The organism is Bradyrhizobium sp. WU425, assembly GCF_021052305.1.
Lineage (GTDB): Bacteria > Pseudomonadota > Alphaproteobacteria > Rhizobiales > Xanthobacteraceae > Bradyrhizobium > Bradyrhizobium canariense_D.
The window spans coordinates 5,877,965-5,903,182 of record NZ_CP088089.1 but is presented as its reverse complement, the minus strand read 5'-3'; the positions used below and the strand labels follow the sequence as shown (position 1 = coordinate 5,903,182).

Annotated in this window: 23 protein-coding genes and 1 pseudogene; 17 read left to right on the top strand and 7 right to left on the bottom strand. The window is 63.7% G+C overall.

Annotated elements, in window-relative coordinates; genetic code table 11:
• Nucleotides 1-44: 44 nt before the first annotated feature.
• The gene (locus BcanWU425_RS28540) at nt 45-788 is read right to left on the bottom strand and encodes an SDR family NAD(P)-dependent oxidoreductase (protein WP_085352088.1); all 744 of its coding nucleotides are present in this window, start codon (nt 786-788) and stop codon (nt 45-47) included.
• A gap of 163 nt (nt 789-951) precedes the next feature.
• Here BcanWU425_RS28540 and BcanWU425_RS28535 point away from each other — a divergent pair, with 163 nt between their 5' ends.
• The 5 genes and pseudogenes from BcanWU425_RS28535 to BcanWU425_RS28515 all read left to right on the top strand — a co-directional run bounded on the left by BcanWU425_RS28535 (nt 952) and on the right by BcanWU425_RS28515 (nt 7,118).
• Nucleotides 952-1,722, top strand: a complete 771-nt coding sequence (locus BcanWU425_RS28535) for a methyltransferase domain-containing protein (RefSeq protein WP_018457149.1) — start codon at nt 952-954, stop codon at nt 1,720-1,722.
• Between the two features lie 210 nt (nt 1,723-1,932).
• Nucleotides 1,933-2,934, top strand: coding sequence for a DctP family TRAP transporter solute-binding subunit (locus tag BcanWU425_RS28530; protein WP_018457148.1), 1,002 nt, complete (start codon nt 1,933-1,935; stop codon nt 2,932-2,934).
• 67 nt (nt 2,935-3,001) lie between these two features.
• Nucleotides 3,002-3,514 (top strand): annotated as a pseudogene (locus tag BcanWU425_RS37590) (TRAP transporter small permease); the annotation flags it as partial.
• 255 nt (nt 3,515-3,769) lie between these two features.
• Complete coding sequence (locus BcanWU425_RS28520) at nt 3,770-5,062, top strand: TRAP transporter large permease (protein WP_409363702.1); 1,293 nt, start codon at nt 3,770-3,772, stop codon at nt 5,060-5,062.
• Between the two features lie 124 nt (nt 5,063-5,186).
• Nucleotides 5,187-7,118 carry an alkyl/aryl-sulfatase gene (locus BcanWU425_RS28515; protein ID WP_204510562.1) on the top strand — a complete coding sequence of 644 codons (1,932 nt, stop codon included), beginning with the start codon at nt 5,187-5,189 and terminating at the stop codon, nt 7,116-7,118.
• Nucleotides 7,119-7,251: 133 nt separating this feature from the next.
• Here the strand turns inward: BcanWU425_RS28515 and BcanWU425_RS28510 are convergent, their stop codons facing one another.
• The gene (locus tag BcanWU425_RS28510; protein ID WP_018457145.1) at nt 7,252-8,322 is read right to left on the bottom strand and encodes a glycosyltransferase family 4 protein; all 1,071 of its coding nucleotides are present in this window, start codon (nt 8,320-8,322) and stop codon (nt 7,252-7,254) included.
• 110 nt (nt 8,323-8,432) lie between these two features.
• Nucleotides 8,433-8,678, bottom strand: a complete 246-nt coding sequence (locus tag BcanWU425_RS28505) for a hypothetical protein (RefSeq protein ID WP_018457144.1) — start codon at nt 8,676-8,678, stop codon at nt 8,433-8,435.
• Between BcanWU425_RS28505 and BcanWU425_RS28500 the strand changes: the two genes are divergently transcribed.
• Genes BcanWU425_RS28500 through BcanWU425_RS28485 form a run of 4 tightly spaced genes read left to right on the top strand, consistent with a single transcriptional unit; the run spans nt 8,601 to nt 14,506 of the window.
• Nucleotides 8,601-10,364, top strand: coding sequence for an ABC transporter ATP-binding protein (locus tag BcanWU425_RS28500; RefSeq protein ID WP_026233312.1), 1,764 nt, complete (start codon nt 8,601-8,603; stop codon nt 10,362-10,364). The genes BcanWU425_RS28505 and BcanWU425_RS28500 overlap by 78 nt on opposite strands.
• Before the next feature lie 56 nt (nt 10,365-10,420).
• Nucleotides 10,421-12,625, top strand: coding sequence for an amylo-alpha-1,6-glucosidase (locus BcanWU425_RS28495; RefSeq protein ID WP_026233311.1), 2,205 nt, complete (start codon nt 10,421-10,423; stop codon nt 12,623-12,625).
• Nucleotides 12,626-12,647: 22 nt separating this feature from the next.
• Nucleotides 12,648-13,169, top strand: a complete 522-nt coding sequence (locus BcanWU425_RS28490; RefSeq protein WP_026233310.1) for a PRC-barrel domain-containing protein — start codon at nt 12,648-12,650, stop codon at nt 13,167-13,169.
• A gap of 23 nt (nt 13,170-13,192) precedes the next feature.
• Nucleotides 13,193-14,506 (top strand): MFS transporter, encoded by a 1,314-nt coding sequence (locus BcanWU425_RS28485; RefSeq protein ID WP_231188742.1) that lies wholly within the window; start codon nt 13,193-13,195, stop codon nt 14,504-14,506.
• Nucleotides 14,507-14,544: 38 nt separating this feature from the next.
• On the opposite strand, the gene BcanWU425_RS28480 is transcribed toward BcanWU425_RS28485, so the two are convergent.
• The 4 genes from BcanWU425_RS28480 to fixL all read right to left on the bottom strand — a co-directional run bounded on the left by BcanWU425_RS28480 (nt 14,545) and on the right by fixL (nt 17,967).
• Nucleotides 14,545-15,243 carry a helix-turn-helix domain-containing protein gene (locus tag BcanWU425_RS28480; RefSeq protein ID WP_026233309.1) on the bottom strand — a complete coding sequence of 233 codons (699 nt, stop codon included), beginning with the start codon at nt 15,241-15,243 and terminating at the stop codon, nt 14,545-14,547.
• Nucleotides 15,244-15,346: 103 nt separating this feature from the next.
• Complete coding sequence (locus BcanWU425_RS28475; RefSeq protein ID WP_018457138.1) at nt 15,347-15,769, bottom strand: response regulator; 423 nt, start codon at nt 15,767-15,769, stop codon at nt 15,347-15,349.
• Nucleotides 15,770-15,828: 59 nt separating this feature from the next.
• Nucleotides 15,829-16,446, bottom strand: coding sequence for a response regulator FixJ (gene fixJ / locus BcanWU425_RS28470; protein WP_018457137.1), 618 nt, complete (start codon nt 16,444-16,446; stop codon nt 15,829-15,831).
• A gap of 3 nt (nt 16,447-16,449) precedes the next feature.
• Nucleotides 16,450-17,967 carry a sensor protein FixL gene (gene fixL / locus BcanWU425_RS28465; protein ID WP_085362240.1) on the bottom strand — a complete coding sequence of 506 codons (1,518 nt, stop codon included), beginning with the start codon at nt 17,965-17,967 and terminating at the stop codon, nt 16,450-16,452.
• Nucleotides 17,968-18,172: 205 nt separating this feature from the next.
• Here fixL and BcanWU425_RS28460 point away from each other — a divergent pair, with 205 nt between their 5' ends.
• The 8 genes from BcanWU425_RS28460 to BcanWU425_RS28425 all read left to right on the top strand — a co-directional run bounded on the left by BcanWU425_RS28460 (nt 18,173) and on the right by BcanWU425_RS28425 (nt 25,214).
• Nucleotides 18,173-19,006: a universal stress protein gene (locus BcanWU425_RS28460; protein ID WP_204510564.1), complete on the top strand. Its 834-nt coding sequence runs from the start codon at nt 18,173-18,175 to the stop codon at nt 19,004-19,006.
• 38 nt (nt 19,007-19,044) lie between these two features.
• Nucleotides 19,045-19,470 (top strand): CBS domain-containing protein, encoded by a 426-nt coding sequence (locus BcanWU425_RS28455; protein WP_085362242.1) that lies wholly within the window; start codon nt 19,045-19,047, stop codon nt 19,468-19,470.
• 210 nt (nt 19,471-19,680) lie between these two features.
• A complete protein-coding gene (ccoN, locus tag BcanWU425_RS28450; protein ID WP_007607681.1) occupies nt 19,681-21,330 on the top strand; it encodes a cytochrome-c oxidase, cbb3-type subunit I in 1,650 nt (549 codons plus the stop codon).
• 10 nt (nt 21,331-21,340) lie between these two features.
• Nucleotides 21,341-22,075, top strand: a complete 735-nt coding sequence (gene ccoO / locus BcanWU425_RS28445) for a cytochrome-c oxidase, cbb3-type subunit II (RefSeq protein ID WP_204510565.1) — start codon at nt 21,341-21,343, stop codon at nt 22,073-22,075.
• Between the two features lie 13 nt (nt 22,076-22,088).
• A complete protein-coding gene (locus BcanWU425_RS28440) occupies nt 22,089-22,253 on the top strand; it encodes a CcoQ/FixQ family Cbb3-type cytochrome c oxidase assembly chaperone (RefSeq protein ID WP_018457132.1) in 165 nt (54 codons plus the stop codon).
• A 6-nt stretch (nt 22,254-22,259) separates the two neighbouring features.
• Complete coding sequence (gene ccoP, locus BcanWU425_RS28435) at nt 22,260-23,135, top strand: cytochrome-c oxidase, cbb3-type subunit III (protein WP_204510566.1); 876 nt, start codon at nt 22,260-22,262, stop codon at nt 23,133-23,135.
• Nucleotides 23,136-23,246: 111 nt separating this feature from the next.
• Nucleotides 23,247-24,713 (top strand): cytochrome c oxidase accessory protein CcoG, encoded by a 1,467-nt coding sequence (gene ccoG / locus BcanWU425_RS28430; RefSeq protein WP_204510567.1) that lies wholly within the window; start codon nt 23,247-23,249, stop codon nt 24,711-24,713.
• 15 nt (nt 24,714-24,728) lie between these two features.
• Nucleotides 24,729-25,214 carry a FixH family protein gene (locus BcanWU425_RS28425; protein ID WP_085352098.1) on the top strand — a complete coding sequence of 162 codons (486 nt, stop codon included), beginning with the start codon at nt 24,729-24,731 and terminating at the stop codon, nt 25,212-25,214.
• The last annotated feature ends 4 nt before the right edge of the window (nt 25,215-25,218 follow it).

Below are 25,218 nucleotides of genomic sequence, written 5' to 3'. Positions count from 1 at the left end.
TGGGTTTCGCTGCGCTCTACCCATCCTACGAAGTCCAATCGGTTCTAGAACTGATACCTCCGCAACCCCCCATCCACCGGGATCACCGTGCCCGTGATGTAGCGCGCCACGGGTGATGCCAGGAACACCGCGAGCGCGGCGAGGTCTTCCGGCTCGCCCCAATAGCCGACCGGGATCTCTTCTTCCGCGAAGCGCTCGCGATAATCAGGCGCGTAGTTGCGGCGGATCTGTTCGCTCATGATGCGGCCGGGCGGGATGCAGTTGATGGTGATGCCGTGCTCGCCGATCTCGCGCGACAGGCCTTTGGCCCAGGCGTGCACGGCGGCTTTGGCGGCAAACGCGGCGTTGAGGCCTTCCGGCTCGGACTTGCCGGTGATGTTGACGATGCGGCCCCATTTGCGCTCGATCATCTGCGGCAGCAGCGCATGCGCGATGCGGCGGTAGCTGGTGAAATTCAGCGCGATCGCCTCGTCCCATTGGCTGTCAGGCGCATCGACGGGGAGGGGGCGGCTTCCGCCGGCATTGTTGATCAGGATGTCGACATGGCCGAGCTCTTTGAGCGCGAACGCCGAAATCTTCTCGGCCGCGTCCTTGGCCATCACGTCCTGCTCGAATGGCGTGATCAGACCGGAGCCGACTTCCGTTACCAGCTCGGCGAGCAGGTCGGTGCGCCGTGCCACGCCGACGACGCGCACGCCTTCGGCAGCCAAGCCCTTGGCGATGGCACGGCCGATGCCGACGCTCGCTCCGGTGACGACGGCGGTTTTCGATTTGAGCCCGAGATCCATGGTGACACGCCCTCTTGTTCGCTTTTCTGCTTGTCGCTGGGCTGTTCGTTCTTCTGTTCGTTTTCCTGCCCTGTCCCCGTCAGCCTGATTTGCCCGACCGGGAGGAGCAGTGGTAACCAAGAGCCGCGTTGAAGGGAACACGAAAAAGAAAAGGCGCCGAGCGATGGTCTGGGATCCGCAGCAATATCTGAAATTCTCCGGCCACCGGCTCCGGCCCGCCGTCGACCTCTTGATGCGGATCCCGGATTCTGGTCCGCGTGCGATTGCCGATCTCGGCGCCGGCGCCGGCAACGTCACCAAGCTGATCAAGGAGCGTTGGCCGGACGCGACGGTGACCGGTGTCGAGGGTTCGGCCGAGATGGTCGCCGCCGGCCGCAAGGCGGCGCCGGACGTGGAATGGTCACACGAGGATCTCGGCCACTGGCGTCCGACGAAGCAATATGACGTCGTCTACTCCAATGCCGCGCTGCACTGGCTGCCAAATCATGCGGCCCTGTTTCCGTCGATCATGGAGAAGGTGACGCCCGGCGGAATGCTCGCTGTGCAGATGCCGCGCAACTTTCTGGCGCCCTCGCATGTGCTGATCGGCGAGACCGCGCTGAACGGTCCCTGGCGGTCCAAGGTCGAGCATCTCGTCACGCCGCCGCCGGTCGAAGCGCCGGCCTATTATCACGGTCTTCTTGCTCCGATGTCGGCCAATATCGACATCTGGGAGACCGAATATCTGCAGGTGCTGGAAGGCGAGAATCCCGTGAAGGAGTGGACCAAGGGGACCTGGCTGACGCGCTATCTCGACATCTTGCAGGGCGACGAGAAGGCCGCGTTCGAAGCCGCCTATGGGATGCGGGTCGCGAAAGCCTATCCGAAGAACGCCGCGGGACAGACGCTGTTTCCGTTCCGGCGTCTGTTCATGGTCGCCCAGCGCAACGGCTGATCGCACTGCCGCAATGCGACATAAGCGCTCGTTTCCGGGAGCGGCAGCAGGTGCCGGGTTGCGCATTCAGCAGCGGCCAAGATAGCTTGAAGGTTGCTTGGCTGCGGCAAATTGGGCTTAGGTCTAGTTGTTCGGGTGGCGGATTGCTGTCAGTACTGAAATCGGAAAACAAAAAAGACCCGGTTTTAGAGGTTGTTGGGAGGTTCGTTCATGCGCAAGCTGCTTCTTGCGGTCGCCGCCGCAGCTGTTCTCGTGGGGCCCGCCGTTGCCGAGGCCCAGAGCCCGATCGTCATCAAATTCAGCCACGTCGTCGCCAACGATACTCCCAAGGGCAAGGGCGCCCTGAAGTTCAAGGAACTTGCGGAGAAGTACACCGACGGCAAGGTCAAGGTCGAAATCTACCCGAACTCCACGCTGTACAAGGACAAGGAGGAGATCGAGGCGCTGCAGCTTGGCTCGGTGCACATGCTCGCCCCCTCGACCGCGAAGTTCGCACCGCTCGGTATCAAGGAGTTCGAGGCGCTCGACCTGCCTTGGTTGTTCAAGGACGATCAAACCTATTCCAACGCGATGAAGGGCACGATCGGCAAGTGGCTGTTCGATAAGCTCGAGACCAAGGGCATCACCGGGCTCGCTTATTGGGACAACGGCTTCCACATGCTCTCCGCCAACCGTGCCCTGATAAAGCCGACCGATTTCCAGGGTCTCAAATTCCGCATCTCCGGATCGAAGGTCGCCGACCAATATCTCCGTATCATGGGTTCGATCCCTCAGATAATGGCGTTTTCCGAAGTCTACCAGGCTTTGCAGACGGGCGTGGTCGACGGCTGCGAGAATACCGCGTCCAATTACCTGACTCAGAAGTTCTACGAGGTGCAGAAGGACATCACGGTGTCCTATCACGCGCACCTGCAATATGCCGTCATCGTCAATTCGAAATTCTGGTCCGGCCTGCCGCCCGATATCCGCGCCCAACTCGAGAAGGCGATGAACGAGGCGACCGACTACACCAATTCGATCGCGCGTCAGGAAAACGAGGATGCGCTGGCCGAGATCAAGAAGACGGGCAAGACCACGCTGCATTATCTGACTGACGCCGATCGCAAGGCGTGGCAGGAGGCGATGCAGCCGACCTACAAATGGGCAAAGGGGCGGGTCGGGCAGGAGGTGCTCGATCTCCTCGCCAAGGAACTCGACGTCAAGATGAACTGACGCCGGCGCGCTGGAAGAACAACCATGAACGGTCGGGGGTGATCGCACTCCCGGCCGTTGCTCTTGAATGATGAGCCAAGCTGAGGGGACCAAGTTGCTGCGTGCATTGAATCGTGTGCTCGATCATCTCGAGGAATGGCTGATCGCGACGATGATCGCGGCCGCGACATTGCTCATCTTCGTTGCCGTGCTGCACCGATATGGCGCCGGGCTGTCGATCGACATCGCCAAATGGGCGGAGGCGCGCAATCTGTCCTTGCTGGCCGCGCCCGCGCGAGCGGCGTTCGTCTGGCTTGCCGCTCTCGACTTGTCCTGGGCGCAGGAACTCTGCATTTACATGTTCATCTGGATGGCGAAGTTCGGTGCGGCCTACGGGGTGCGCACCGGCATCCATGTAGGCGTCGACGTCCTGGTCAATGTCCTTCCCGGCGGATCGCGCCGCCGCGTCATCACGTTCGGCCTGATGTGCGGCGCCCTTTTCACTGCCATCGTGTGCTATTTCGGGGCCGCGTTCGTCGGCCAGATGTGGCAGACCGGCCAGCAATCCAACGACTTGGAAGCACCGATGTGGCTGGTGTATCTCACCATCCCGCTCGGCTCCGGGCTGATGTGCTTCCGCTTCCTGCAGGTCGCCTGGTCGTTCTATCGCACCGGCGAACTGCCGCATCACGACATGGCAGGCGTCGAGGGCGTCGAAATAGACCCGGTCCATCCGGCCCCGGTCACGCGCAGTCAGGTCGTCCGCGACGAACGCAGCCCGCTCGGCTGGGTCCTGATGTTGTTGCCGGTCCTGATCGTCGCCGTGTGCTTCGCCCATTCGGCGCACGTGATCACGATGCCGCAGGGCCTGCGTGTCGCCGTGGTTTTCGGCCTTCTGCTGTCGTTGATGCTCACGGGCATGCCGATCTCCATCGCGCTCGGCCTGACCGTGCTCAGCTTCATGTTCACGTTGACCGACGTACGGACGGAATCGGTGGCGCTGAAGCTGTTTACCGGCATCGAGAGCTTCGAGATCATGGCGATCCCGTTCTTCATCCTTGCCGGCAACTTCCTGACCCATGGCGGCGTGGCGCGCCGGATGATCACGTTCGCGACTTCGCTGGTCGGCCATTGGTACGGAGGCCTTGCGCTCTCGGGCGTGGTCGCCTGCGCGCTGTTCGCCGCGATTTCCGGCTCGTCGCCGGCCACCGTGGTGGCGATCGGATCGGTGATCCTGCCCGCGATGGTCGCGCAGGGATTTCCCAAGAAGTTCGGGGCGGGCGTGATCACGACCTCCGGCTCGCTGGGAATTCTCATTCCACCGTCGATTCCAATGGTGCTGTTTGCCGTCTCCACCAACACCTCCGTCGGCAAGCTGTTCATCGCCGGCATCGTGCCGGGAATGGTGCTCGCCATGCTGCTTGGCGCCACGACGTTCTACCGGGCCTGGCGTAACGACTATCCGAGGATGCCGAAAGCAACCCTCTACGAACGCTTGGATGCGTTCCGCAAGTCGATCTGGGGTATCCTGCTGATCGTGATCGTGATCGGTGGCATCTACAGCGGCCTGTTCACACCGACCGAAGCTGCCGCCGTCAGCGCGGTGTACGCCTTCATCGTCGCAGTGTTCATCTACAAGGATCTGAAGCTGCGAGACGTGCCGCGGGTGCTGCTGTCGTCGGCAAATCTTTCAGCGATGCTGCTCTACATCATCACCAACGCCGTCTTGTTCTCGTTCCTGATGACTTACGAGAACGTGCCGCAAGCGCTCGCGCAATGGATGATCGACCAGGGCCTCGGCTGGATCGGCTTCCTCCTCGTCGTCAATCTCCTGCTGCTATTAGCCGGCAACGTGATGGAGCCATCCTCGATCATCCTGATCATGGCGCCGATCCTGTTTCCGGTTGCGATCAAGCTCGGCATCGATCCGATCCATTTCGGCATCCTGATGACGGTCAACATGGAGGTCGGGCTGTGCCATCCGCCGGTCGGCCTCAATCTCTACGTGGCCTCAGGCATCGCCAAGATGGGTATCACCGAGCTCACGGTCGCGGTGTGGCCATGGCTGCTGACGATGTTGGGATTCCTGGTGGTCGTGACCTATTGGCCCGGCCTGTCGCTGTGGCTGCCGAGGCTGTTGGGCATGTAGCCCGCGAACACGCTGCTTCTCTCCACCTGTGGGCGCGGGGCTACGCATTGCTGCGCCCTCCCGTCATGGCAATCGGCCGCGGGATGCGGTTAGATGCCGCGCAACAGGCGGGGAGGAGATCGAGATGACGGACACGTCCAGCAACGAGCCGAAGGGCGCAACGCCGTCCGTCATCGCGCAGCAAACGGCGATGCTGAATGCACTGCCGTTTTCCGACACGCGCGATTTCGACGACGCCGCGCGCGGCTTCCTCGGCACGATCGAGAACGCGGAGATCACCAATCCGCAAGGGCGGACGGTCTGGAGCCTCGAGCCGTACGCCTTTCTTGCCGCCGAGCAGGCGCCGACCACGGTCAATCCGAGCCTGTGGCGGCAGTCGCGGCTCAACATGCAGCACGGCCTTTTCGAGGTCGTGCCCGGCGTGTACCAGGTGCGGGGGCTCGACATTGCCAACATGACGCTGATCGAAGGCCACAGCGGCGTCATCGTCGTCGACACCCTGACCTCGATCGAGGGCGCGCGCGCCGCGCTCGATCTCTACTACAGGCATCGTGGCCAGCGGCCGGTCGCGGCCGTGATCTTCACCCATACCCACACCGACCATTGGGGTGGTGCGCGCGGCGTGCTGGAGGAGGATGCACTCGCGAGCGGCCGCGTGCCGATCATCGCGCCGAACTTGTTCATGGAGCATGCCGTCTCCGAGAACATCATCGCGGGACCTGCGATGCTGCGCCGGGCGCAGTACCAGTTCGGGCCGCTCCTCGCCAAGGGCGCGCGCGGGCAGGTCGATTGCGGCCTCGGCAAGTCGATGGCGGCAGGTTCGGTGGCGCTGCTGCGACCGACTGACCTGATCATGGCGACCGGCGACCGGCGCGTAATCGACGGCGTTGAATTCGAATTCCAGATGGCGCCGAACAGCGAAGCGCCGGCGGAGATGCATTTCTTCATCCCGCGCTACAAGCTGTTGAACCTCGCCGAGAACTGCACCCACAATTTCCACAATCTGCTGCCGTTCCGCGGCGCCGATGTGCGCGACGCGCTGGCCTGGTCGAAATATCTGGGCGAGGCCTTGCAGCTCTGGGATGGCAAGGCGGAGGCGATGTGCGGCCAGCATCACTGGCCGGTGTGGGGACACGAACGCATCGGCACGATGATCCGGCAGCAGCGCGACCTCTACAAATTCGCGCATGACCAGACCATCCGCCTGATGAACCACGGCCTCACCGCGGCCGAGATCGCTGAAACGATCCAGCTGCCCAAGAGCCTGGAGGGCGCCTGGCACGGCCGCGGCTATTACGGCCACATCCGGCACAATGTGAAGGCGATCTATCAAAAATATCTGGGCTGGTACGACGCCAATCCGGTCAATCTCGATCCTTTGCCCCCGGTTGAGTCGGGCAAGAAATACGTCGAGTACATGGGCGGCGCCGACGCCATCCTCGCGCGGGCGCGTGCCGATTTCGACAAGGGCGAATTCCGCTTCGTGGCGCAGGCGCTCGGCCATCTCGTCTTTGCCCAGCCGGACAACGCGGCGGCGCGTGCATTGCTGGCGGATACGCTGGAGCAGCTCGGCTACGCTGCTGAAAGCGCGACCTGGCGCAATGCCTATCTGTTCGGCGCGCAGGAATTGCGCCAGGGCATGCCGAAGGTGCCGGCGCGCCCGCCGATGCCGCGCGAGACGCTGGCGGCGCTGCGCACCTCACAGCTCTGGGACGTGCTCGGCATCCGCCTGAACGGACCAAAGGCGGAAGGAAAGCACATCGTGCTGAACTGGAGCTTCTCCGACACCGGCGAGACCTTCGTGCTCAATCTGGAGAACTGCGCGCTGACTTACACAGAGGGCATGCAGGCGCACAATGCCGATGCCAGCTTCACGCTGGCGCGGTCGACGCTCGACGAGGTGATCGCAAAACTGACCAGCTTCCCGGAGGCCGTGGCCGCCGGCAAGGTCAAATTCGCCGGCAACCCGATGCGCCTCGCCGAGCTGATGGGCCTGATGGACGAATTCCCGCGCATGTTCGAGATCGTCGAGCCGAAGCGGGCCGTGGTGAGGTAGGGCAGCCGTCACCGCGTTCCTACTGTCATCATCCGGCTTGACCGGACGATCCAGTACTCCGCGGCGGGAGTTGCGTGAGCAAACTGCTGCCGCGGCGTACTGGATGCCCCGCCTACGCGGGGCATGACAGTGGCTACTCCGCGCTGCTCACCAGCTTGATCCGCGGCGCCTGTTCCTCGCCGAGGCTGCGATAGGCCGCGAGATAATCCAGCGCCATGCGACGCGCCGTGAAACGCGTCTCGAACTGCTTGCGAATGACGGAGCGGTCGAGTTGCTGCAGGCGGCCGACGACGCCGGCCGCGCTGAGGACGTCCTCGACGACGAAGCCGGTGAGGCCCTCGTCGATGATCTCCGGCACTGAGCCGCGGTTGAAGGCGATGACCGGCGTTCCGCAAGCCATGGCCTCGATCATCACCAGGCCAAACGGCTCCGGCCAGTCGATCGGGAGCAATAAGCCCAGCGCGCCGCTCAAAAAGTCCGACTTCTCGTGATCGCTGATCTCGCCGATGAATTCCACCAGCGGATTGTTCTCGATCATCGGCCGGATCAGCTCGTCATAGTAATCCTGGTCGGCACGATCAACCTTGGCGGCGATCTTGAGCGGAATGCCACAATGCGTCGCGATCTTGATGGCGCGGTCGACGCCCTTTTCCGGTGCGATGCGGCCAAGCACGGCGAGGTATTCCTGTTTCGCCGGCTTCGGCGTCAGCAGGTTCTCCGGCAGGCCGTGGTGGATCGTCCTCACCCAGTTCGCCTGCGGCACCGGCCGGCGCTGCGCGTTCGAGATCGAGATGACGGGGACCTTCGAGAAGGTGTTGAAGACCGGTTGATGCTCCGGCAGGTCGAGCCGGCCGTGCAGCGTGGTCAGGAACGGTGTCGGCTGCCGGTAGAACAGCGACCACGGATAATAATCGAGATGGAAGTGGAGGAAGTCGAACTCCTCGTCGTCACATTTCTGCCGCACCCGCTCCAGCATCACCATGTGCAGCGCATTGGGATCGCGCACGGAACCGTCGAGGCGGAGCGCCCGGGGCCATAACGCGTCCAGCTTCGCCGAGGTCTGCGAGTCGCCGCTGGCGAACAGCGTTACGTCGTGCCCAAGGGCCACCAGCTCTTCCGTCAACCAATGCACCACCCGCTCGGTGCCGCCATACAGCTTGGGTGGAACAGCCTCCGTCAACGGAGCTACCTGCGCGATGCGCATCTCACCATCTCCTCTGTGCGATCATGATTGTAGAAAGCCCCCGCCTGTTCAGCACCGGCACGCCAGACAAGGGAACGTTCCCGCACTTGCGAAGTTCCTCCTTCCGAACGTTACTTATTCGACACGTCGGACGCCTGTCGCGATGCTGCCATCACATCTTCGCAGAACGCCCGCATCCGCATGTCGTGATGGCGTTGCCCGGGAACCGAGGCGAAGTGGTCGATGTTCAGTCGGCTAACAACAAAAGTTTGAATCATCACGACGGGGTCAATAGTCACATGGATCATCTTTCTGGGTATGCGCACCGGCCGTTTGCCTTTGTTTTGCGCTATCTTCGGCGTCGGCTCGCGTCGCATCTCGTGATCCTGACCGCTGTGGTGGCGGCCGTTGCCTGCTCAGTAGGCACTCAGTATGGCGTCAAATCCCTGGTCGACAGCTTGTCGGCCGGCGCTTCGCATGGTGGGAGCGTATGGCTGGCATTCATTTTCCTCATGACGTTGATCGCCGCCGATAATTTCCTTTGGCGGATCGCGAGCTGGACCGCCAGCTTCACCTTCGTCCGTGTCACGGGTGATTTACGCCGTGACATATTTCGTCATCTGACCGGCCACGCGCCGAGCTACTTCTCCGACCGGATGCCCGGCATGCTGACGAGCCGCATCACGGCGACGTCCAATGCGGTGTTCACGGTCGAAAACATGTTCGTCTGGAATGTGTTGCCGCCGTGCATCGCAACAGTTGCGGCCATCGCGCTGATTGGAACCGTCAGCCCTTACATGGCACTCGGCCTGATGGTGATTGCCGGCGGCATGGTGCTTGCGATGTTCCGCCTTGCGGCCGCAGGGAAACCTCTGCATGACGACTTCGCCGACAAAGCCGCCGTCGTCGACGGCGAGATGATCGACGTCATCAGCAACATGCCGCTGGTGCGCGCCTTCTGCGGCATCGGGCACGAGCATGAGCGGTTCGACGCGACCGTGAACCGGGAGCTCACCGCGCGCGGCCGCAGCCTGCGCTATCTGGAGAAGCTGCGGCTTATCCATGCCGGCGTCACAGTCGTGCTCACGATCGCCCTGATGGCCTGGGCGATCATGCTCTGGCAGGACGGCAGGGCAACGACCGGCGACGTCGTGCTGGTCTGCACCCTCGGTCTCTCCATACTGAACGCGACGCGCGATCTCGCGGTGGCGCTGGTCGACGTCACCCAGCACGTTGCGCGGCTGACCGAGGCGATCGCCACACTGCTGGTGCCGCATGAATTGCGCGACCACCCCGAGGCCGAGCCGCTGGTGAAGAGCGGCGCCGCGATCGCGTTCAACAATGTCACCTTCGGCTATCCCGGCGGCGAAAAGATCTTCGAGCGCTTCAGCCTGCGGCTGCAACCCGGCCAGCGCGTCGGCCTGGTCGGCCAGTCCGGCGGCGGCAAGTCGACGCTGTTCACGCTGCTCCAGCGCTTCTACGATACCGACGAGGGAAGTATCACCATCGACGGCCAGGACATTTCCAAGGTGACGCAGCTGAGCCTGCGCGAGGCCATCTCGGTCGTGCCGCAGGACATTTCCTTGTTCCACCGCTCGATTCGCGAGAATATCCGCTATGGTCGCCCGAACGCGACCGACGACGAGGTGCTGCGCGCAGCCATTGCGGCGCGCTGCGATTTCGTCGAGAGTCTGCCTGGTGGTCTCGACACCATGGTCGGCGACCGCGGCGTCAAGATGTCCGGCGGCCAGCGCCAGCGCATCGCAATCGCGCGCGCCTTCCTGAAGGACGCGCCGATCCTGCTGCTGGACGAGGCGACCGCCGCGCTCGACAGCGAATCCGAGGAGGCGATCCGCGAGGCGTTGTCGCGGCTGATGCGCGGCCGGACGGTCATCGCGATCGCGCATCGCCTCGCGACTCTGCGCAATTTCGATCGCGTGGTCGTGTTGAGGGGTGGTAAGATCATCGAGGACGGGTCGCCCGAGCGTCTGATGCAGGGCCACGGGCCCTATCGTGAGCTGGTCACGCAGGAAATGAGCCGGCTCGCCCAAGCCGCCGCGTAAACCAATAGTCGCGTTCGAGTCGGTTGCGTGTCGAAACAAGCGCAGGGGAGCTGCTGATGTCGGCTGAAGCCGTTACCCAATTCGTCTCCGTGACGCGGACCGTGGACCAGGTCGCGGAGCAGCCTTTCTATATTCCGATGACGGGACCGTCAGCGCGGCCGCGGCGTTCGCTCAAGCACGACGACACCTTTATCGTGCTCGACAGCCATGGTGACATCGGCGCTTCGGCCGGCGGGCCCGATGGCCTGTTTCATCACGACACGCGCTACCTTGCGAGGCTCGAGCTCGTGCTCGACGATCTCCAGCCGTTACTGCTGGGCTCGAACCTGCGCGACGACAACTCAGCCCTGACCGTCGATCTCACCAATCCGGACATCTACCGGCAGGGCAGCCTCGTGCTGCAAAAGGACCTGCTGCACATCGTGCGCACGATCTTCCTGTGGCGCGGCACCGCGTATCAGCGCATCGGCGTGCAGAACCACGGCGACCGCCCAGCCGGCTTTGCGCTGACGCTGCTGTTCGACAACGATTTCGCCGATCTGTTCGAGGTCCGCGGCGAACGGCGCCCGCGCCGCGGCATCGGCTCGAGCCGGCTGTTGGGACCGACCGACGTGCTGTTCGATTACCGCGGTCTCGATGACGCCGAGCGCACCACGGGCCTGCATTTCGACCCGCGCCCAACCAAGTTGTCGGTGAATGCCGCGACCTGGCAGCTCGAACTCGACCCGCATGAGTCGAAATCCTTGTTCGTGGCCGTGTCCTGCAATCGGCCGGTCGCGGAGAAGCCTGCGCGCTTTTTCAGAAGCCTGCTCGCCCATCGCCGCGAGATGCGGCAATCGACGATGGGGGCGGCCAGCATCGAGACCTCCAACAACATCTTCAACGAGGTGCTGTGCCAGGCCATGGCCGACCTCAACATGCTGATGACGGAGACGCCGCAGGGCCGCTATCCCTATGCGGGAATTCCCTGGTACTCGACGACGTTCGGCCGTGACGGGCTGATCACCGCGTTGCAGATGCTGTGGGTCGATCCGCGAATCGCCAAGGGCGTGCTGCGGCGGCTCGCCCATTTCCAAGCCAAGGCGGTCGACCCGCTCGCCGATGCCGCGCCGGGCAAGATCCTGCATGAGATGCGCGGCGGCGAGATGGCGGCGCTGCGGGAGGTACCGTTCGCGCAATATTACGGCAGCGTCGATTCCACGGCCTTGTTCGTCCTGCTGGCAGGAAGCTATTTCGAACGCACCGGCGACGAGGCGACATTGACCGAGCTGTGGCCGGCGATCGAGGCGGGGCTGGCCTGGATCGACGGCCCCGGTGATCCCGACAAGGACGGCTTCGTCGAATATCAGCGCGCCACGGAAAAGGGCCTCGCCAACCAGGGCTGGAAGGATTCCTACGACGCGATCTTCCATGCTGATGGCCAGCTCGCGGAAGGCAATCTCGCGCTGGCCGAGGTGCAAGGTTACGTCTTTGCGGCCAAGCGGCTCGCCGCGCGCTGCGCGCTTCGGCTGGGCAAGCCTGATCTCGCCAAGAAGCTCGAGGCCGAGGCCAAGACGCTGGCCGAGCGTTTCGAGGCCGCGTTCTGGTGCGAGGAGCTCGGTACCTATGCGCTTGCGCTCGACGGCAAGAAGCGGCCCTGCAAGGTGCGGACCTCCAACGCCGGCCAGGTCCTGTTCAGCGGCATGATCCGCGAGGACCGCGCGCGCCTCGTCGCCGCCGATTTGATGCGGCCGCATTTCTTCTCGGGCTGGGGCATCCGCACCGTCGCGCAAGGCGAGGTGCGTTACAATCCGATGTCCTATCATGACGGGTCGATCTGGCCGCACGACAATGCGCTGATCGCGCTCGGGCTCGCGCGTTATGGGCTCAAGCATTCGGTCGCGCATGTCTTCAAGGGATTGTTCGACGCCGCGACCTACATGGACCTGCGCCGGTTGCCCGAATTGTTCTGCGGTTTCCGGCGCGAAAAGCGGCGCGGCCCGACGCTCTATCCGGTCGCCTGCGCGCCGCAGGCCTGGGCCAGCGCAACGGCGTTCACGCTATTGGAGGCGGCGCTGGGCATCGAGTTCGACGTGGCGCGCGGCGAGATCCGGCTGCGCAATCCGCATCTGCCGGCGTTCCTGCACGAGGTGATCTTGCGCGATCTGCGTCTGGGTGAGTCCAGCGTGGACCTGCGCGTCAGCCGCCATGGCGACGACGTGGCGCTGGAGGTGTTGCGCACGCGTGGCCAGATTCAGGTCTCGATCGTGCTGGCGCGCTAGCGGCGCGCCGTGAGGAGGGTGCATGCGTACCGCCGGATGGTTGGCTCTGGGCGTCGTGATCGTCTGCGGAACGACTCTCGCCGTGTCACGCGCCGCGGAGGAGTCGCCCGCACCCTCGACGGAAGCGAATGCACCGCCGACGGCGCAGCCGCCGGCGTCATCGGTCCCCGTCACGCCAAAGAATGCCGCGCCACCGCCGTCGGTCACGATCATCGGCGCGAGCGATGCGCACGGTGTGCTTGGCCGTGACGTGCTCAGCGCGGCGAACGAAGACATGGGCCGCATCGTCGACGTCATCGTCGATCGGAGCGGGCACGTGCGCGCCGCCGTGATCGATTTCGGCGGCTTCCTCGGCGTCGGCAGCCGCAAGATCGTGGTGGACTGGAACGCGCTCCGATTCGGCAAGATCACCAACAAGAAGGACAGCATCACGCTGGAATTGACCAAGGCACAGGTCGCAGCCGCGCCGGAATACAAGGAGGACACGCCGATGGTGGTACTCGGCGCGTCCGGCAGCCTGCAGCCGCTGCAAGCTGTTCAGTGAGGCGCGGGGAGGGATGGCCGCCGGTGCTGTTGTCGAGGAAGCTGAATGATGCAGACCGCGAGGGCCGCGTTGAGCAGGATAAATTCTCGGCGCCGTCGCCTGCCGGCATTCCGGCTCCGTCGCGCCAGAGCCTGCGTGGCCTCGACTGGTTCATCTTCTTCCTCGCCGACGTGCAGACCGGATTCGGGCCGTTCATCGCAGTTTATCTGACGACCCAGAAATGGACCCAGGTCGAGATCGGCCTCGTGCTGTCGATCGGCGGCATCGTTGCCCTGATCGGTCAGATGCCGGGCGGCGCCATCATCGATGCCGCGAAATCCGAGCGGCTGGTCGCCGGCCTCGCGATCGGCACGATCGGCTGCTGCGCGCTCGCCTATGCGGCGATGCCGATCTTCCCCGTGGTGGTGGCTGCGGCCACCTTGCACGCGGCAGCGAGCTGCGTGCTCGGACCGGCGATCGCGGCGATCAGCCTCGGTCTGGTCGGCCCGCTCGCGATCGGCGAGCGTCTCGGCCGCAACGCGCGCTTTGCTTCGCTCGGCAACGGCGTTGCGGCCGCCGTGATGGGTACTGCCGGCTATCTGCTGTCGAGCCGGTCGGTGTTCCTGGTCACCTTCCTGCTCGCAATTCCCACCTTGATCGCACTCTCTCGCATCCGCGAGCACGAAGTCGACATCGCGCGCTGTCACGGCGAGATGCCGCGCGAGGCGGAGGATCGCGGCGACACCAATATCTGGCATCTGATCCGGCAGCGGCCGCTCATTGTCTTTGCACTCAGCGTGCTCCTGTTGCAGCTCGCGAACGCCTCGATGATGCCGCTGATGGCAAGCGCGGTGACAGCGCGATCGAGCGAGTGGGCGACGGTGCTCGTCGCTTTTTGCATCGTCGTGCCGCAGGCGATCGTGGCGCTGCTGTCGCCGAGCGTCGGGCGCAAGGCGCAAGTATGGGGCCGCAGGCCGCTGCTGCTGATCGGATTCGCGGCGCTGACGATTCGCGGTCTGCTGTTCGCGACAGTGCGCGATCCGTATCTGCTGGTGCTGGTGCAGGTGTTCGACGGCCTCACCGCGGCGGTGTTCGCGGTGATGATCCCGCTGATCGTGGCCGACGTCGCCTTCGGCAGCGGCCATTTCAACCTCGCGCAGGGCATTGTCGGCACGGCAATGGGCATCGGCGCGTCGCTGAGCACCGCGCTTGGCGGCTATGTCAGCGATAAATTCGGCAATGCCATGGCGTTCACCGGACTGTCCGGCGTCGCGGCGACGGGACTTCTGCTTATTCTGCTTGTCATGCCGGAGACGCGGCGCAAGGGCATGATCGCAGCAAAAGAAATGGCCGGCTGAATCAATCAGCCGGCCATGAGGGGGTGGGAGAGGGGAGATCAGGCGTCGAGATTGTGCAGGCGTGCGCGGTTGCGCAGCACGATATGGCGGGCGCCGGAGAAGCCGAGAATGCCCTGGGCGTGAAGCTGCGACAGCGCGCGCGAGACGGTCTCGAGCGTGAGACCGAGATAGTCGCCGATGTCGCGGCGGCACATCGGCAGCGCCATCATGCCTGCAACCGCGAGGCGGCGGTCCATTTCGAGCAGGAAGGTTGCGACGCGCTCCATCGCGGTCTTGCGGCCCAGCAGCAGCATGTGGTCCTCGGCGTGGCGAAGCTCACCGGCGGTCATCGCCCAAAGCTTGCGGGCGACCTGGACGTCGGTGGCTGCGGCCTTCTCGAGGCTCGCGCGCTTCACGAGGCGCACAGTGGTGTCGATGATAGCTTCAGCAGCAAGGCGGTGGGTGGTGCCGGATTCGAGGCCGAACACGTCGCCGGGAAGGTGGAAGGAGCCGATCTGGCGGCGGCCGTCGGAGAGAAGCTTGTAGCTGCGCACGGCGCCGGTGACGACCTGATAGACATACTCGGCCGACTCGTCCTCGCCATAGATTTCCTCCTCCTTGCGGTAGGAGAACTCGGTGGCAACGAGGCCGACATGGCCGGCGATCGCACCGAACTGGTCAGAGACGGGATGGGCGGGTGCGATCTTGCCGCCGATCTGGGTCTTGATCGCCGGGGCGTTGAAGGTCTGGGTCAGCATCTGCGCCATCTCCGTTGTGATGACGCTTAGGTACGCGGTATCGGGTGCCTCGAAAATTTCGCGAGATATCTTAAGGAGATTGCCTTACGTAGAATCCCGTAGGTCAGCTATGGACCCGGTTCTGGATGGCGTGGCGAATGCGTTTGACCAGGTTTTCGTCCAGAAGCGGCTTCAGAATCACTTCATTCACGCCTGCGGCCGCCGCCCGGGCCGAGATATTCGAGTCGGGATAGCCGGTGATCAGGATCACGGGGGTATCGCCCTCGGACTGGCGCAGTCGCCCGGCCAGCTCGATGCCGTTGATGTCAGGCATTTTGTAGTCGATCACGTAACAGTCTGCACCGGACGGGCGCGCCGCATTGAGCAGCGCCGTGGCGTTCCTGAAGGTCCGTACGGCAAAACCGTCGGTTTCCAGCAAAAACCTCAGCGAGCCAAGCACAGCGGCATCGTCGTCGACCACATAGACAGTTGGCTTTGCGGGTGACGACATCTGGAGCCGCTCGGGATGGGAGCTGATCGCAATCATTCCGATCTGGTAGCACAGGGCGAGCGGAGGGTTTTGACTTGCCTCAACTCCTGTTGACTTCAATCATTGAGCATTCCGGCGCGCATCGCTAGCCGGACCAGCTCCGACAGGCTGTTGGCCTGCATCTTGGTCATTACGTTGGCCCGGTAGACCTCGATGGTGCGCGGGCTGATGTCGTACTCGCGAGCGATCAGCTTGTTGGAGAGGCCCGCGATCAGCCCCTCCATGACCTGTCGTTCTCTGGGGCTCAGGGACGCGACGCGAGCGGCGACGTCCTGGCCCATGGCCTCGTTCCTGGCGGCCGGCTCGCCCTCGCGGATCGCGGATTCGATCATGGCGACGAGGCGGTCATCCTCGAACGGCTTTTCCAGGAAATCCATCGCACCGAGCTTCATCGCCTCGACCGCGAGCGGCACGTCGCCATGACCGGTCATGATCAGGATCGGAAACCGGCTGCGCTGCGCCTTCAGGCGCTTCAGAAGCTCGATCCCATCGATGCCGGGCATCCGCACGTCGGAGACGACGCAGCCGAAGGCGAGGCCGGGCAGGGCATCGAGAAAACTCTGCGCGTTGTCGAACAGTGTGACGCCGAAGCCGGCTGAATCCAGCAGGAAGTTCAGCGAATCCCGCATCGCCTCGTCGTCGTCAATGACGTAGATGGTTCCCTTGGTCGTCATGGATCAGTTCTCGTCGGCTGCCGGCAAGGTGAAGCGGAATGTCGCCCCACCCGATGCGTTGCTCTCGGCCCACATCCGGCCGCCGTGAGCCTCGATGATCGAGCGGCTGATGGAAAGTCCCACGCCCATGCCGGTGTCTTTGGTGGTGAAGAAAGTCTGAAACAGGTTTGGCATGACGTCGTCCTGGAAGCCGGAGCCGGAGTCGGAGACCTCGATCTCGATCATGTCGTCGGCGGCGCGGGTGTTGGTGACGACGAGCTCGCGCCGTGGCGACTTCGCCATCGCTTCCAGCGCGTTGCGGAAGAGGTTGACCAGCACCTGCTGGATTTGCACCCGGTCGGCGAGCACGAGATCGGCATTTGGATTGAGGCTGAACCGAAGCTGCACGTCCTGCTCGCGCGCGCCGGCGAGCCCGAGCGCGCCGGCCTCCTCGATCAGCTTGGACAGGCTCTCGACCCTTTTCTCCGATTCGCCGCGGGAGACGAAGTCGCGCAAGCGGCGGATGATCTGGCCGGCGCGCAGCGCCTGCTCGGCGGCGCGGTCCAGCGCGCTCTCGATCTTCGGCGTATTCGGATCCTGGCTTCCGGCGAGGAGCCGCCGCGACCCCTTCATGTAGTTGCTGATCGCTGCCAGCGGCTGGTTGAGCTCGTGAGCGAGCGCGGACGCCATTTCGCCCATCGCGCTCAGCCGCGAGACGTGGACAAGTTCGGACTGCAGTTCCTGGAGCCGCGCCTGGGTTTTCTGATGCTCGGTCAGATCGCGGACGAAACCGGTGAAATAGGGCTCGCCGCCCGACTGCATCTCGCCGATCGACAGGTGCATCGGAAAGGTCGTGCCGTCGCGGCGCTTGCCGGTCACGATGCGGCCGATGCCGATGATGTGTGGGTCGCTGGTGGTCCGGTAGCGCGCGATGTAGCCGTCGTGACGTGAGCTGTCGGGCTCCGGCATCAGGATGCGGACGTTCTGGCCGATCGCCTCCGACTCGACCCAGCCGAACAGGCGCTCGGCCGCCGCGCTGAAGAGCTGGATGACGCCGTGGCCGTCGATGACGATCATGGCGTCTGGAATCGTCTGGAGGATCGAGCGGAGGTGACTCTCGCGCGTGCGCAGGGTTTCCTCGACCTGCTTCTCTTCATCGACGTCAAGAAAGATGCCGCTGAGATGTCGGGCGGCGCCGGCGTCGTCCCGAATCAGCCCCGCGCGCGCACGGATCCACTGCGCTCTGCCCAACGCCCCCGCGACCCTGAACGACACGTCGAAGCTGCCGCCCCGTTCGGAGACGTGTCGGATCGCACTCTCGATCCGCTCGCGGTCGTTCGGCTCCAGCCGGGACAGGAACAGCGCGTAACTCACCGATTGGCCAGATTCGATTCCGAACAGGATCCTGGCCGTCTCCGACCACTCCAACTCCAGTGTCTTGAGATCGAGGTCCCAGGTCCCGACGCCAAATCCTTCGATTCGAACGCGGAAATGTTCGCCCCGGCCGTCATCTTGCGGATGAATCACGCGGGTCGGCGCCAAACGATCACTCCCATTCTGATGCGGGGAACCGCACAGCGTTACCGTTGGCAATGTACCCAAGGAGGGGCCAGAGGCAAGTTCCGATGTCTTATACCATCGGCAGATTTCCGGCCGGCGCGGTGATCCAAGGTTTTGATCTATCTCATCCTGCCCCGGCGGCGGTGGGCTTACGATCGGATCAAAGCTCATTGCCCCGGAGACTCCGATGACATACGCGACCGTGATGGTCAGCCTGGCGCTCGATCAGCCCAACGAGGCGCGGCTTCAGGTCGCGGGCGAGCTTGCCGAACGATTTGAGGCGTCGATCATCGGCGTTGCTGCGGCGCAGTTCGCCCCGCCGCTCTACTACAGCGATGGCGCCGCAGCGCAGGGACTGATCGATGAGGGAGAAGCCTCGGTCAAGCGACGCCTGAGCAGGCTCGAGGCGCAATTCCGCGCCGCGATCAGGAATCGCGGCGGGCATGTGGAATGGCGCAGCGCCATGGATTTCCCGGCGCGCCTTACGTTCGCTCAGGCACGTTGCGCCGACATCGTCGTCGCCGGCGGGCAGAGCCCGGCCTTCTCCGACGCCTTCGCGCTCGCGAGCCCAAAGGATCTGGTGATGCAAGCCGGCCGACCGATCCTGGTCGTGCCTGACGGGGTCAACTGGCTCGATCTGCGCAGCGTCCTGGTGGCGTGGAAGGATACGCCGGAAGCGCGGCGGGCGCTCGCCGATGCGCTGCCATTACTGCGCAAGGCCAGGGATGTCACCGTCCTCGCAATTCCCGAAGGTGACGACGACCGCACTGCCGCGGTCGCTGGCGCGACCGACGTGACGGCGTGGCTTGCCCGCCACGGCGTGACCGCGATCACGCGCGTTTCCGAAGCGGCCCGGAACGAAACCGTCGCCGGGCAACTGGAGAAAATTGCCGGCGACGTCGGCGCCAGCATGATCGTCGCCGGTGCCTACGGTCATTCGCGCTTCCGCGAACTGATCCTCGGCGGCGTCACCCAATATCTGGTCACTCAATCTGCCCGCTGCGTGCTGCTGTCGCACTGACGCTGGAGCGATACAAGACCAATCAAAGAGGACGCGCCGTGTACAGATTCCTTGAACAGACCGTCGAAAGCTACATGACGCAGGACGTCAGGACAGTGAGGCGCGACCTCGACCTGCTCGCGCTGAGCGAGATGTTCGAGCGCGATGATTTCAATTCCTATCCGGTCGAGGACGACGGACAGGTCGTCGGCATCGTCACCAAGTTCGACATCCTGAAGTGCTTCGCCTTCACGCCGAGCCAGATGCTGCCGCGCTACCACGACCTGATGACCCGCAAAATCGGCGACGTCATGACGCCCGACTTTATCTATGTCAGCCCCGACACGCGGCTGACGCGCGTGCTCCAGATCATGGTCGAGCACCGCATCAGGAGCATCATCGTGCTCGACGGCGCGCAGAAGCTGATCGGAATCGTCGCGCGCGAGGACGTCATCGCGGCGCTCAAGGCGACGGCACGCGACTGAGGAGGCGGCTGCAGATTCGCAATTCTCGACTCCGCCATGTCACGCAGGCGGTGGGCTGCCGTTTATGCTCTGCGGTGCCCAAGCGACTGATATCGCTCTGCGATCTACATCGGTCTCACATTAACAGAAATCCACATAGCTTGATTTCAATCAATTCCCCGCGAGGGCGAATGTGGTTTCTGGCCCTGTGTTCTTTCAGAGAGAGTCCGCATGAGCCAGCCCTCCATCTCCAAGTCCATGACGTCAGGTGAAAGCGGCCTGGCTGTCGTGTTCGCGGTCACCGCCTTCCTCTGCGTGATTGCCTCGGCCAAGGCGCTCGATGCGCCCTTCGCCTTCCATGCCGCGCTGAGCGCGGCGGCGAGCCTGGCCGCGGTCTTCTGCATCATCAACCGTTACCTCGACCGACCGGCGGCGCTGCCGCCTGCGGAGATCAACGGCCGGCCCAACTACAACATGGGGCCGATCAAGTTCTCCTCCGTCATGGCGATGTTCTGGGGCATTGCCGGCTTTCTCGTCGGCCTCATCATCGCCTCGCAACTGGCGTGGCCGGCGCTGAACTTCGATCTGCCCTGGACCAGCTTCGGCCGCCTGCGTCCGCTGCACACGTCCGCAGTGATCTTCGCCTTCGGCGGCAACGTCCTGATCGCGACGTCGTTCTACGTCGTCCAGAAGAGCTGCCGCGTGCGCCTTGCAGGCGATCTCGCGCCCTGGTTCGTCGTCGTAGGCTACAACTTCTTCATCCTGATCGCCGGCACCGGCTATCTGCTCGGCGTCACCCAGTCGAAGGAATATGCCGAGCCGGAATGGTACGCCGATCTGTGGCTGACCATCGTCTGGGTCACCTATCTGCTGGTCTTCCTTGCCACGATCATCAAGCGCAAGGAGCCGCACATCTTTGTCGCGAACTGGTTCTATCTCGCCTTCATCGTGACGATCGCGGTCTTGCATCTCGGCAACAACCCGGCGCTGCCGGTCTCGGTGTTCGGCTCGAAATCCTACATCGCCTGGGGCGGCATCCAGGATGCCATGTTCCAGTGGTGGTACGGCCACAACGCGGTCGGCTTCTTCCTGACCGCCGGCTTCCTCGCCATCATGTATTACTTCATCCCGAAGCGGGCCGAGCGGCCGATCTATTCCTACCGTCTCTCGATCATCCACTTCTGGGCGCTGATCTTCCTGTACATCTGGGCCGGCCCACACCATCTGCACTACACGGCGCTGCCGGACTGGACCCAGACGCTCGGCATGACCTTCTCCATCATGCTGTGGATGCCGTCCTGGGGCGGCATGATCAACGGCCTGATGACGCTGTCGGGCGCCTGGGACAAGCTGCGCACCGATCCCGTGCTGCGCATGCTCGTGGTCTCCGTCGCCTTCTACGGCATGTCGACCTTCGAAGGCCCGATGATGTCGATCAAGGTGGTCAACTCGCTCAGCCACTACACCGACTGGACCATCGGCCACGTGCACTCCGGCGCGCTCGGCTGGGTTGGTTTCGTCTCCTTCGGCGCGCTCTACTGCCTCGTGCCCTGGATCTGGAATCGGAAGGGCCTCTACAGCCTCAAGCTCGTCAACTGGCACTTCTGGATCGCGACGCTTGGCATCGTCCTCTACATCTCGGCGATGTGGGTGTCCGGCATCCTCCAGGGCCTGATGTGGCGCGCCTACACCTCGCTCGGCTTCCTCGAATATTCCTTCATCGAGACCGTCGAGGCGATGCATCCCTTCTACATCATCCGCGCCGCCGGCGGCGGGCTGTTCCTGATCGGCGCGCTGATCATGGCCTATAATCTCTGGATGACGGTTCGCGTCGGCGAACAGGAAGTCCAGATGCCCGTCGCTCTTCAGCCGGCGGAATGAGGAGTCTTCCATGTCGTTCTGGACACGCCACCAAATCTTCGAAAAGAACTCGATCATCCTCATCGTCGGCATCCTGCTGGTGATCGCGATCGGCGGTCTCGTCGAGATCACCCCGCTGTTCTACCTCAAGAGCACGATCGAGGCGGTCGACGGGATCAGGCCGTATACGCCGCTGGAGCTCGCCGGGCGCAACGTCTACATCCGCGAGGGCTGCTATCTCTGCCATTCGCAGATGATCCGGCCCTTGCGCGACGACGTCGAGCGCTACGGACATTTCTCGTTGGCCGCCGAGAGCATGTACGACCATCCGTTCCAGTGGGGCTCGAAGCGCACCGGTCCCGACCTTGCCCGCGTCGGCGCCAAATATTCCGACGACTGGCATGTGACCCATCTGGCCAATCCGCGCGCGATCGTGCCGCAGTCGGTGATGCCAGGCTATCCGTTCCTCAGCCAGACCGAGATCGATCCGGACACGATCGCCGACCACATGCGCACGCTGCGGACCGTCGGCACGCCCTACACCGACGACCAGATCGCCAATGCGGGCGCCGACATGAAGGCCCAGGCCGATCCTGACAATGCCGGCTCCGACGCTTTCACCAAGCGCTACGCCAAGGCCGTGGTGCGCAACTTCGACGGCAAGGCCGGCACGCCGACCGAGATGGACGCGCTGATCGCCTATCTCCAGATGCTCGGCACGCTGGTCGATTTCAAGATCTACAACGAGAAAGCCAATCTTCGCTGAGAAGGCACCCACGATGAAAGCCATCCTGACACTCGACAATCTCGCGTCCGGTCTCGTGACCACGATCTGGACGCCGGTCTTCGTCGCGATCTTTCTCGCGATCATCGCCTACGCATTATGGCCCCGTAACAAGGCTGCGTTCGACGAAGCAGCACACCTGCCGTTGCGGGAGGAGTGAGAGACCATGACCGATCATCATAGCGACATCGATTCCGTCACCGGCAAGTCCACGACCGGACATGAATGGGACGGCATCAAGGAGCTCAACACGCCGCTGCCGCGCTGGTGGGTGATCAGCTTCTACCTCACCATCGTCTGGTCGATCGGCTACTGGATCGTGTATCCGGCCTGGCCGCTGATCTCCAGCAATACCACGGGCCTGTTCGGCTACTCGACACGCGCCGATGTCGCGGTCGAGCTCGCCAATCTCGAGAAGATCCGCGGAGCCAAGATGGTTGCGCTGGGCGCGGCCTCGCTCGCCGACATCGAGAAGGACCTGGCGCTGCTGGCGCTCGCGCGCGCCAAGGGCAAGACCGTGTTCGGCGACAATTGCGCGCCATGTCACGGCTCAGGCGGCGCGGGTGCCAAGGGCTATCCGAATCTGAACGACGACGACTGGCTGTGGGGCGGTTCGCTCGACCAGATCATGCAGACCATCCAGTTCGGCGCACGTTCCGGCCACGCCAAGACGCATGAAGGCCAGATGCTCGCATTCGGCAAGGACGGCGTGCTGAAGCCGGATGAGATCGTCACGGCCGCCAACTATGTCCGGGCACTGTCGGGCCTTCCGACCCGCAAGGGCTATGACGCGGCCAAGGGCGAGAAGATCTTCGCGGAGAATTGCGTCGCCTGCCATGGCGACGGCGGCAAGGGCAACCCGGAGATGGGTGCCCCCAACCTGACCGATAAGATCTGGCTCTATGGTTCGGACGAGGCGACGCTGATCGAGACCATCAGCCAGGGCCGCGCGGGCGTGATGCCGGCCTGGGAAGGGCGGCTCGATCCCGCCACCATCAAGGCGATGGCAGTTTACGTCCACTCGCTGGGCGGCGGAAAATAGCCAATCCGGGACAAGCGGGGGCGAACAAAAAAAGCCCCCGCTTGCGCTGGATCAACTGACGCGGCGGCGTCGGGTCTAGGTTTTATCGCACCTCTCGAAAAGCTGCAGGCGATGAACAGGACCGCGAACCCAAAAGAGCTCCCATTAGACGATGACAACGGGCCGCTCTATGTGGCCCAGAAGAAAGTCTATCCCCAGAGCACCTCCGGCACCTTCCGCCGGATCAAATGGGGCCTGATGGCCTTCTGCCTCGGCGTCTACTACTTCCTGCCGTTCGTGCGCTGGAACCGCGGACTCGGCGCTCCCAGCCAAGCGGTGCTGATCGATCTTCCCAACAGTCGCTTCTATTTCTTCTTCATCGAGCTGTGGCCGCAGGAGGTCTACTACTTCACCGGCCTGCTCATCGTCGCCGCGGTGGCGCTATTCCTGATGAACTCGGTCGGCGGCCGTATCTGGTGCGGCTATCTCTGTCCGCAGACGGTGTGGACCGACCTGTTCTATGCGGTCGAGCGTCTGATCGAGGGTGACCGGCGCGAGCGGATGAAGAAGGACAAATCGTCCGACCCGATGAAGCTGGAGCGGATCTCCGAGATCGTGCTCAAGCATTCGATCTGGCTCTTGATCGGGTGGTGGACCGGCGGCGCCTGGGTGCTCTATTTCAACGACGCACCGACGCTGGTCAAGGAACTCGTCACGTTCCAGGCGCCGATGCTCGCCTATGTCTGGATCGGCATTCTCACCGCGACGACCTATCTGCTCGCCGGCTACATGCGCGAGCAGGTCTGCACCTATATGTGCCCGTGGCCGCGCATCCAGGCGGCGCTGACCGATGAATGGGCGCTCAACGTCACCTACCGCTACGACCGCGGCGAGAAGCGTACGTCGGTGAAGAAGGCGGCCGAGCTGCGCGCGCTCGGGCAGCAGGTTGGTGATTGCGTCGATTGCTACCAGTGCGTGGCAGTCTGCCCGACCGGCATCGACATCCGCAACGGACCGCAGATGGAATGCATCCAGTGCGGGCTCTGCATTGATGCCTGCGACAATGTGATGACGAAAATCGGCCGGCCGAAGCGGCTGATCGGCTATGACAACGACGTCAACATCCAGCGCCGCCAGGAAGGCAAGGCGCCGATCTACCGCATCGTCCGGGCCCGCACCGTCTCCTACAGCGCGATCATCGCGGCGGTCGGCGGCATCATGATCTATACGCTGGCGACTCGCAGCCTGCTCGACGTCAACGTGCTGCACGACCGCAACCCGGTCGCGGTCAGGCTCAGCGACGGCTCGATCCGCAATGCCTACACGGTGCGGCTGCTCAACAAGAGCGGTTACGACCGGGTCATCGCGATCGACGCGAGCGGCCCGGTCAATGCGACAATCCATGTCATCGGAATCGATTCTGTGACGCCGGACCGGCCGATGATCGTGGTTCCGCGCGACTCCACCAGCGAGCTGCGGCTGCTCGTGACCGCTTCGGTGGAGGGCAATCCGGAAAAGTCCATCCCGGTTCACTTTCACGTCACCGATATCGGCCTCGGCGAAGTCGCCAGCGCCACCGACAATTTCGTCGCGCCCTAGGATCAGGAGTTCGCCATGGCAACCAAGCCGCTGACCGGAACAAAAGTGTTTCTGATGCTGGTCGCCTTCTTCGGCGTCGTGATCGGCGTCAACGCGACCATGATGAAGCTCGCGATCGCGACGCTGCCAGGGACGGACGTCGACAGCCCCTATGCCGCTGGGCTCGCCTATGACCGCGAGATCTCGGCGGCGCAGGACCAGGCTGCGCGCAAATGGAAGGTCAACGCCCATGTCGAGCGCCGCGCCGATGGCGGCGCCGTGCTTCAGGTCGAGGCGCGCGACGCGAGCGGCCAGCCGATCGCCGGACTGAAATTCGGCGGCCGCCTGGAGCGGCCGACCGACAAGCGCGCCGATCTCGCAATCGAGCTCTCGGAGGCCGGTATCGGCCTCTATCGCGGCGATGCCGCATCGGTCGCGTCGGGCCAGTGGGACTTGGTGATCCAGGGCGAGGCGCGGGGAACGCGCGTGTTCATGTCGCGCAACCGCGTGATCCTGAACTGAAGGA

Coding starts and splice junctions, on each gene's coding strand:
- BcanWU425_RS28495 (WP_026233311.1), top strand. CDS start 10,421: ATGTCGGCTGAAGCCGTTACCCAATTCGTCTCCGTGACGCGGACCGTG.
- BcanWU425_RS28515 (WP_204510562.1), top strand. CDS start 5,187: ATGACGGACACGTCCAGCAACGAGCCGAAGGGCGCAACGCCGTCCGTC.
- BcanWU425_RS28500 (WP_026233312.1), top strand. CDS start 8,601: ATGGATCATCTTTCTGGGTATGCGCACCGGCCGTTTGCCTTTGTTTTG.
- BcanWU425_RS28480 (WP_026233309.1), bottom strand. CDS start 15,243: ATGCTGACCCAGACCTTCAACGCCCCGGCGATCAAGACCCAGATCGGC.
- BcanWU425_RS28530 (WP_018457148.1), top strand. CDS start 1,933: ATGCGCAAGCTGCTTCTTGCGGTCGCCGCCGCAGCTGTTCTCGTGGGG.
- fixJ (WP_018457137.1), bottom strand. CDS start 16,446: ATGACGACCAAGGGAACCATCTACGTCATTGACGACGACGAGGCGATG.
- BcanWU425_RS28460 (WP_204510564.1), top strand. CDS start 18,173: ATGACATACGCGACCGTGATGGTCAGCCTGGCGCTCGATCAGCCCAAC.
- BcanWU425_RS28490 (WP_026233310.1), top strand. CDS start 12,648: ATGCGTACCGCCGGATGGTTGGCTCTGGGCGTCGTGATCGTCTGCGGA.
- BcanWU425_RS28425 (WP_085352098.1), top strand. CDS start 24,729: ATGGCAACCAAGCCGCTGACCGGAACAAAAGTGTTTCTGATGCTGGTC.
- BcanWU425_RS28505 (WP_018457144.1), bottom strand. CDS start 8,678: ATGCGACGCGAGCCGACGCCGAAGATAGCGCAAAACAAAGGCAAACGG.
- ccoP (WP_204510566.1), top strand. CDS start 22,260: ATGACCGATCATCATAGCGACATCGATTCCGTCACCGGCAAGTCCACG.
- BcanWU425_RS28535 (WP_018457149.1), top strand. CDS start 952: ATGGTCTGGGATCCGCAGCAATATCTGAAATTCTCCGGCCACCGGCTC.
- ccoO (WP_204510565.1), top strand. CDS start 21,341: ATGTCGTTCTGGACACGCCACCAAATCTTCGAAAAGAACTCGATCATC.
- BcanWU425_RS28520 (WP_409363702.1), top strand. CDS start 3,770: ATGCCGCAGGGCCTGCGTGTCGCCGTGGTTTTCGGCCTTCTGCTGTCG.
- ccoN (WP_007607681.1), top strand. CDS start 19,681: ATGAGCCAGCCCTCCATCTCCAAGTCCATGACGTCAGGTGAAAGCGGC.
- BcanWU425_RS28540 (WP_085352088.1), bottom strand. CDS start 788: ATGGATCTCGGGCTCAAATCGAAAACCGCCGTCGTCACCGGAGCGAGC.
- BcanWU425_RS28475 (WP_018457138.1), bottom strand. CDS start 15,769: ATGATTGCGATCAGCTCCCATCCCGAGCGGCTCCAGATGTCGTCACCC.
- BcanWU425_RS28440 (WP_018457132.1), top strand. CDS start 22,089: ATGAAAGCCATCCTGACACTCGACAATCTCGCGTCCGGTCTCGTGACC.
- ccoG (WP_204510567.1), top strand. CDS start 23,247: ATGAACAGGACCGCGAACCCAAAAGAGCTCCCATTAGACGATGACAAC.
- BcanWU425_RS28510 (WP_018457145.1), bottom strand. CDS start 8,322: ATGCGCATCGCGCAGGTAGCTCCGTTGACGGAGGCTGTTCCACCCAAG.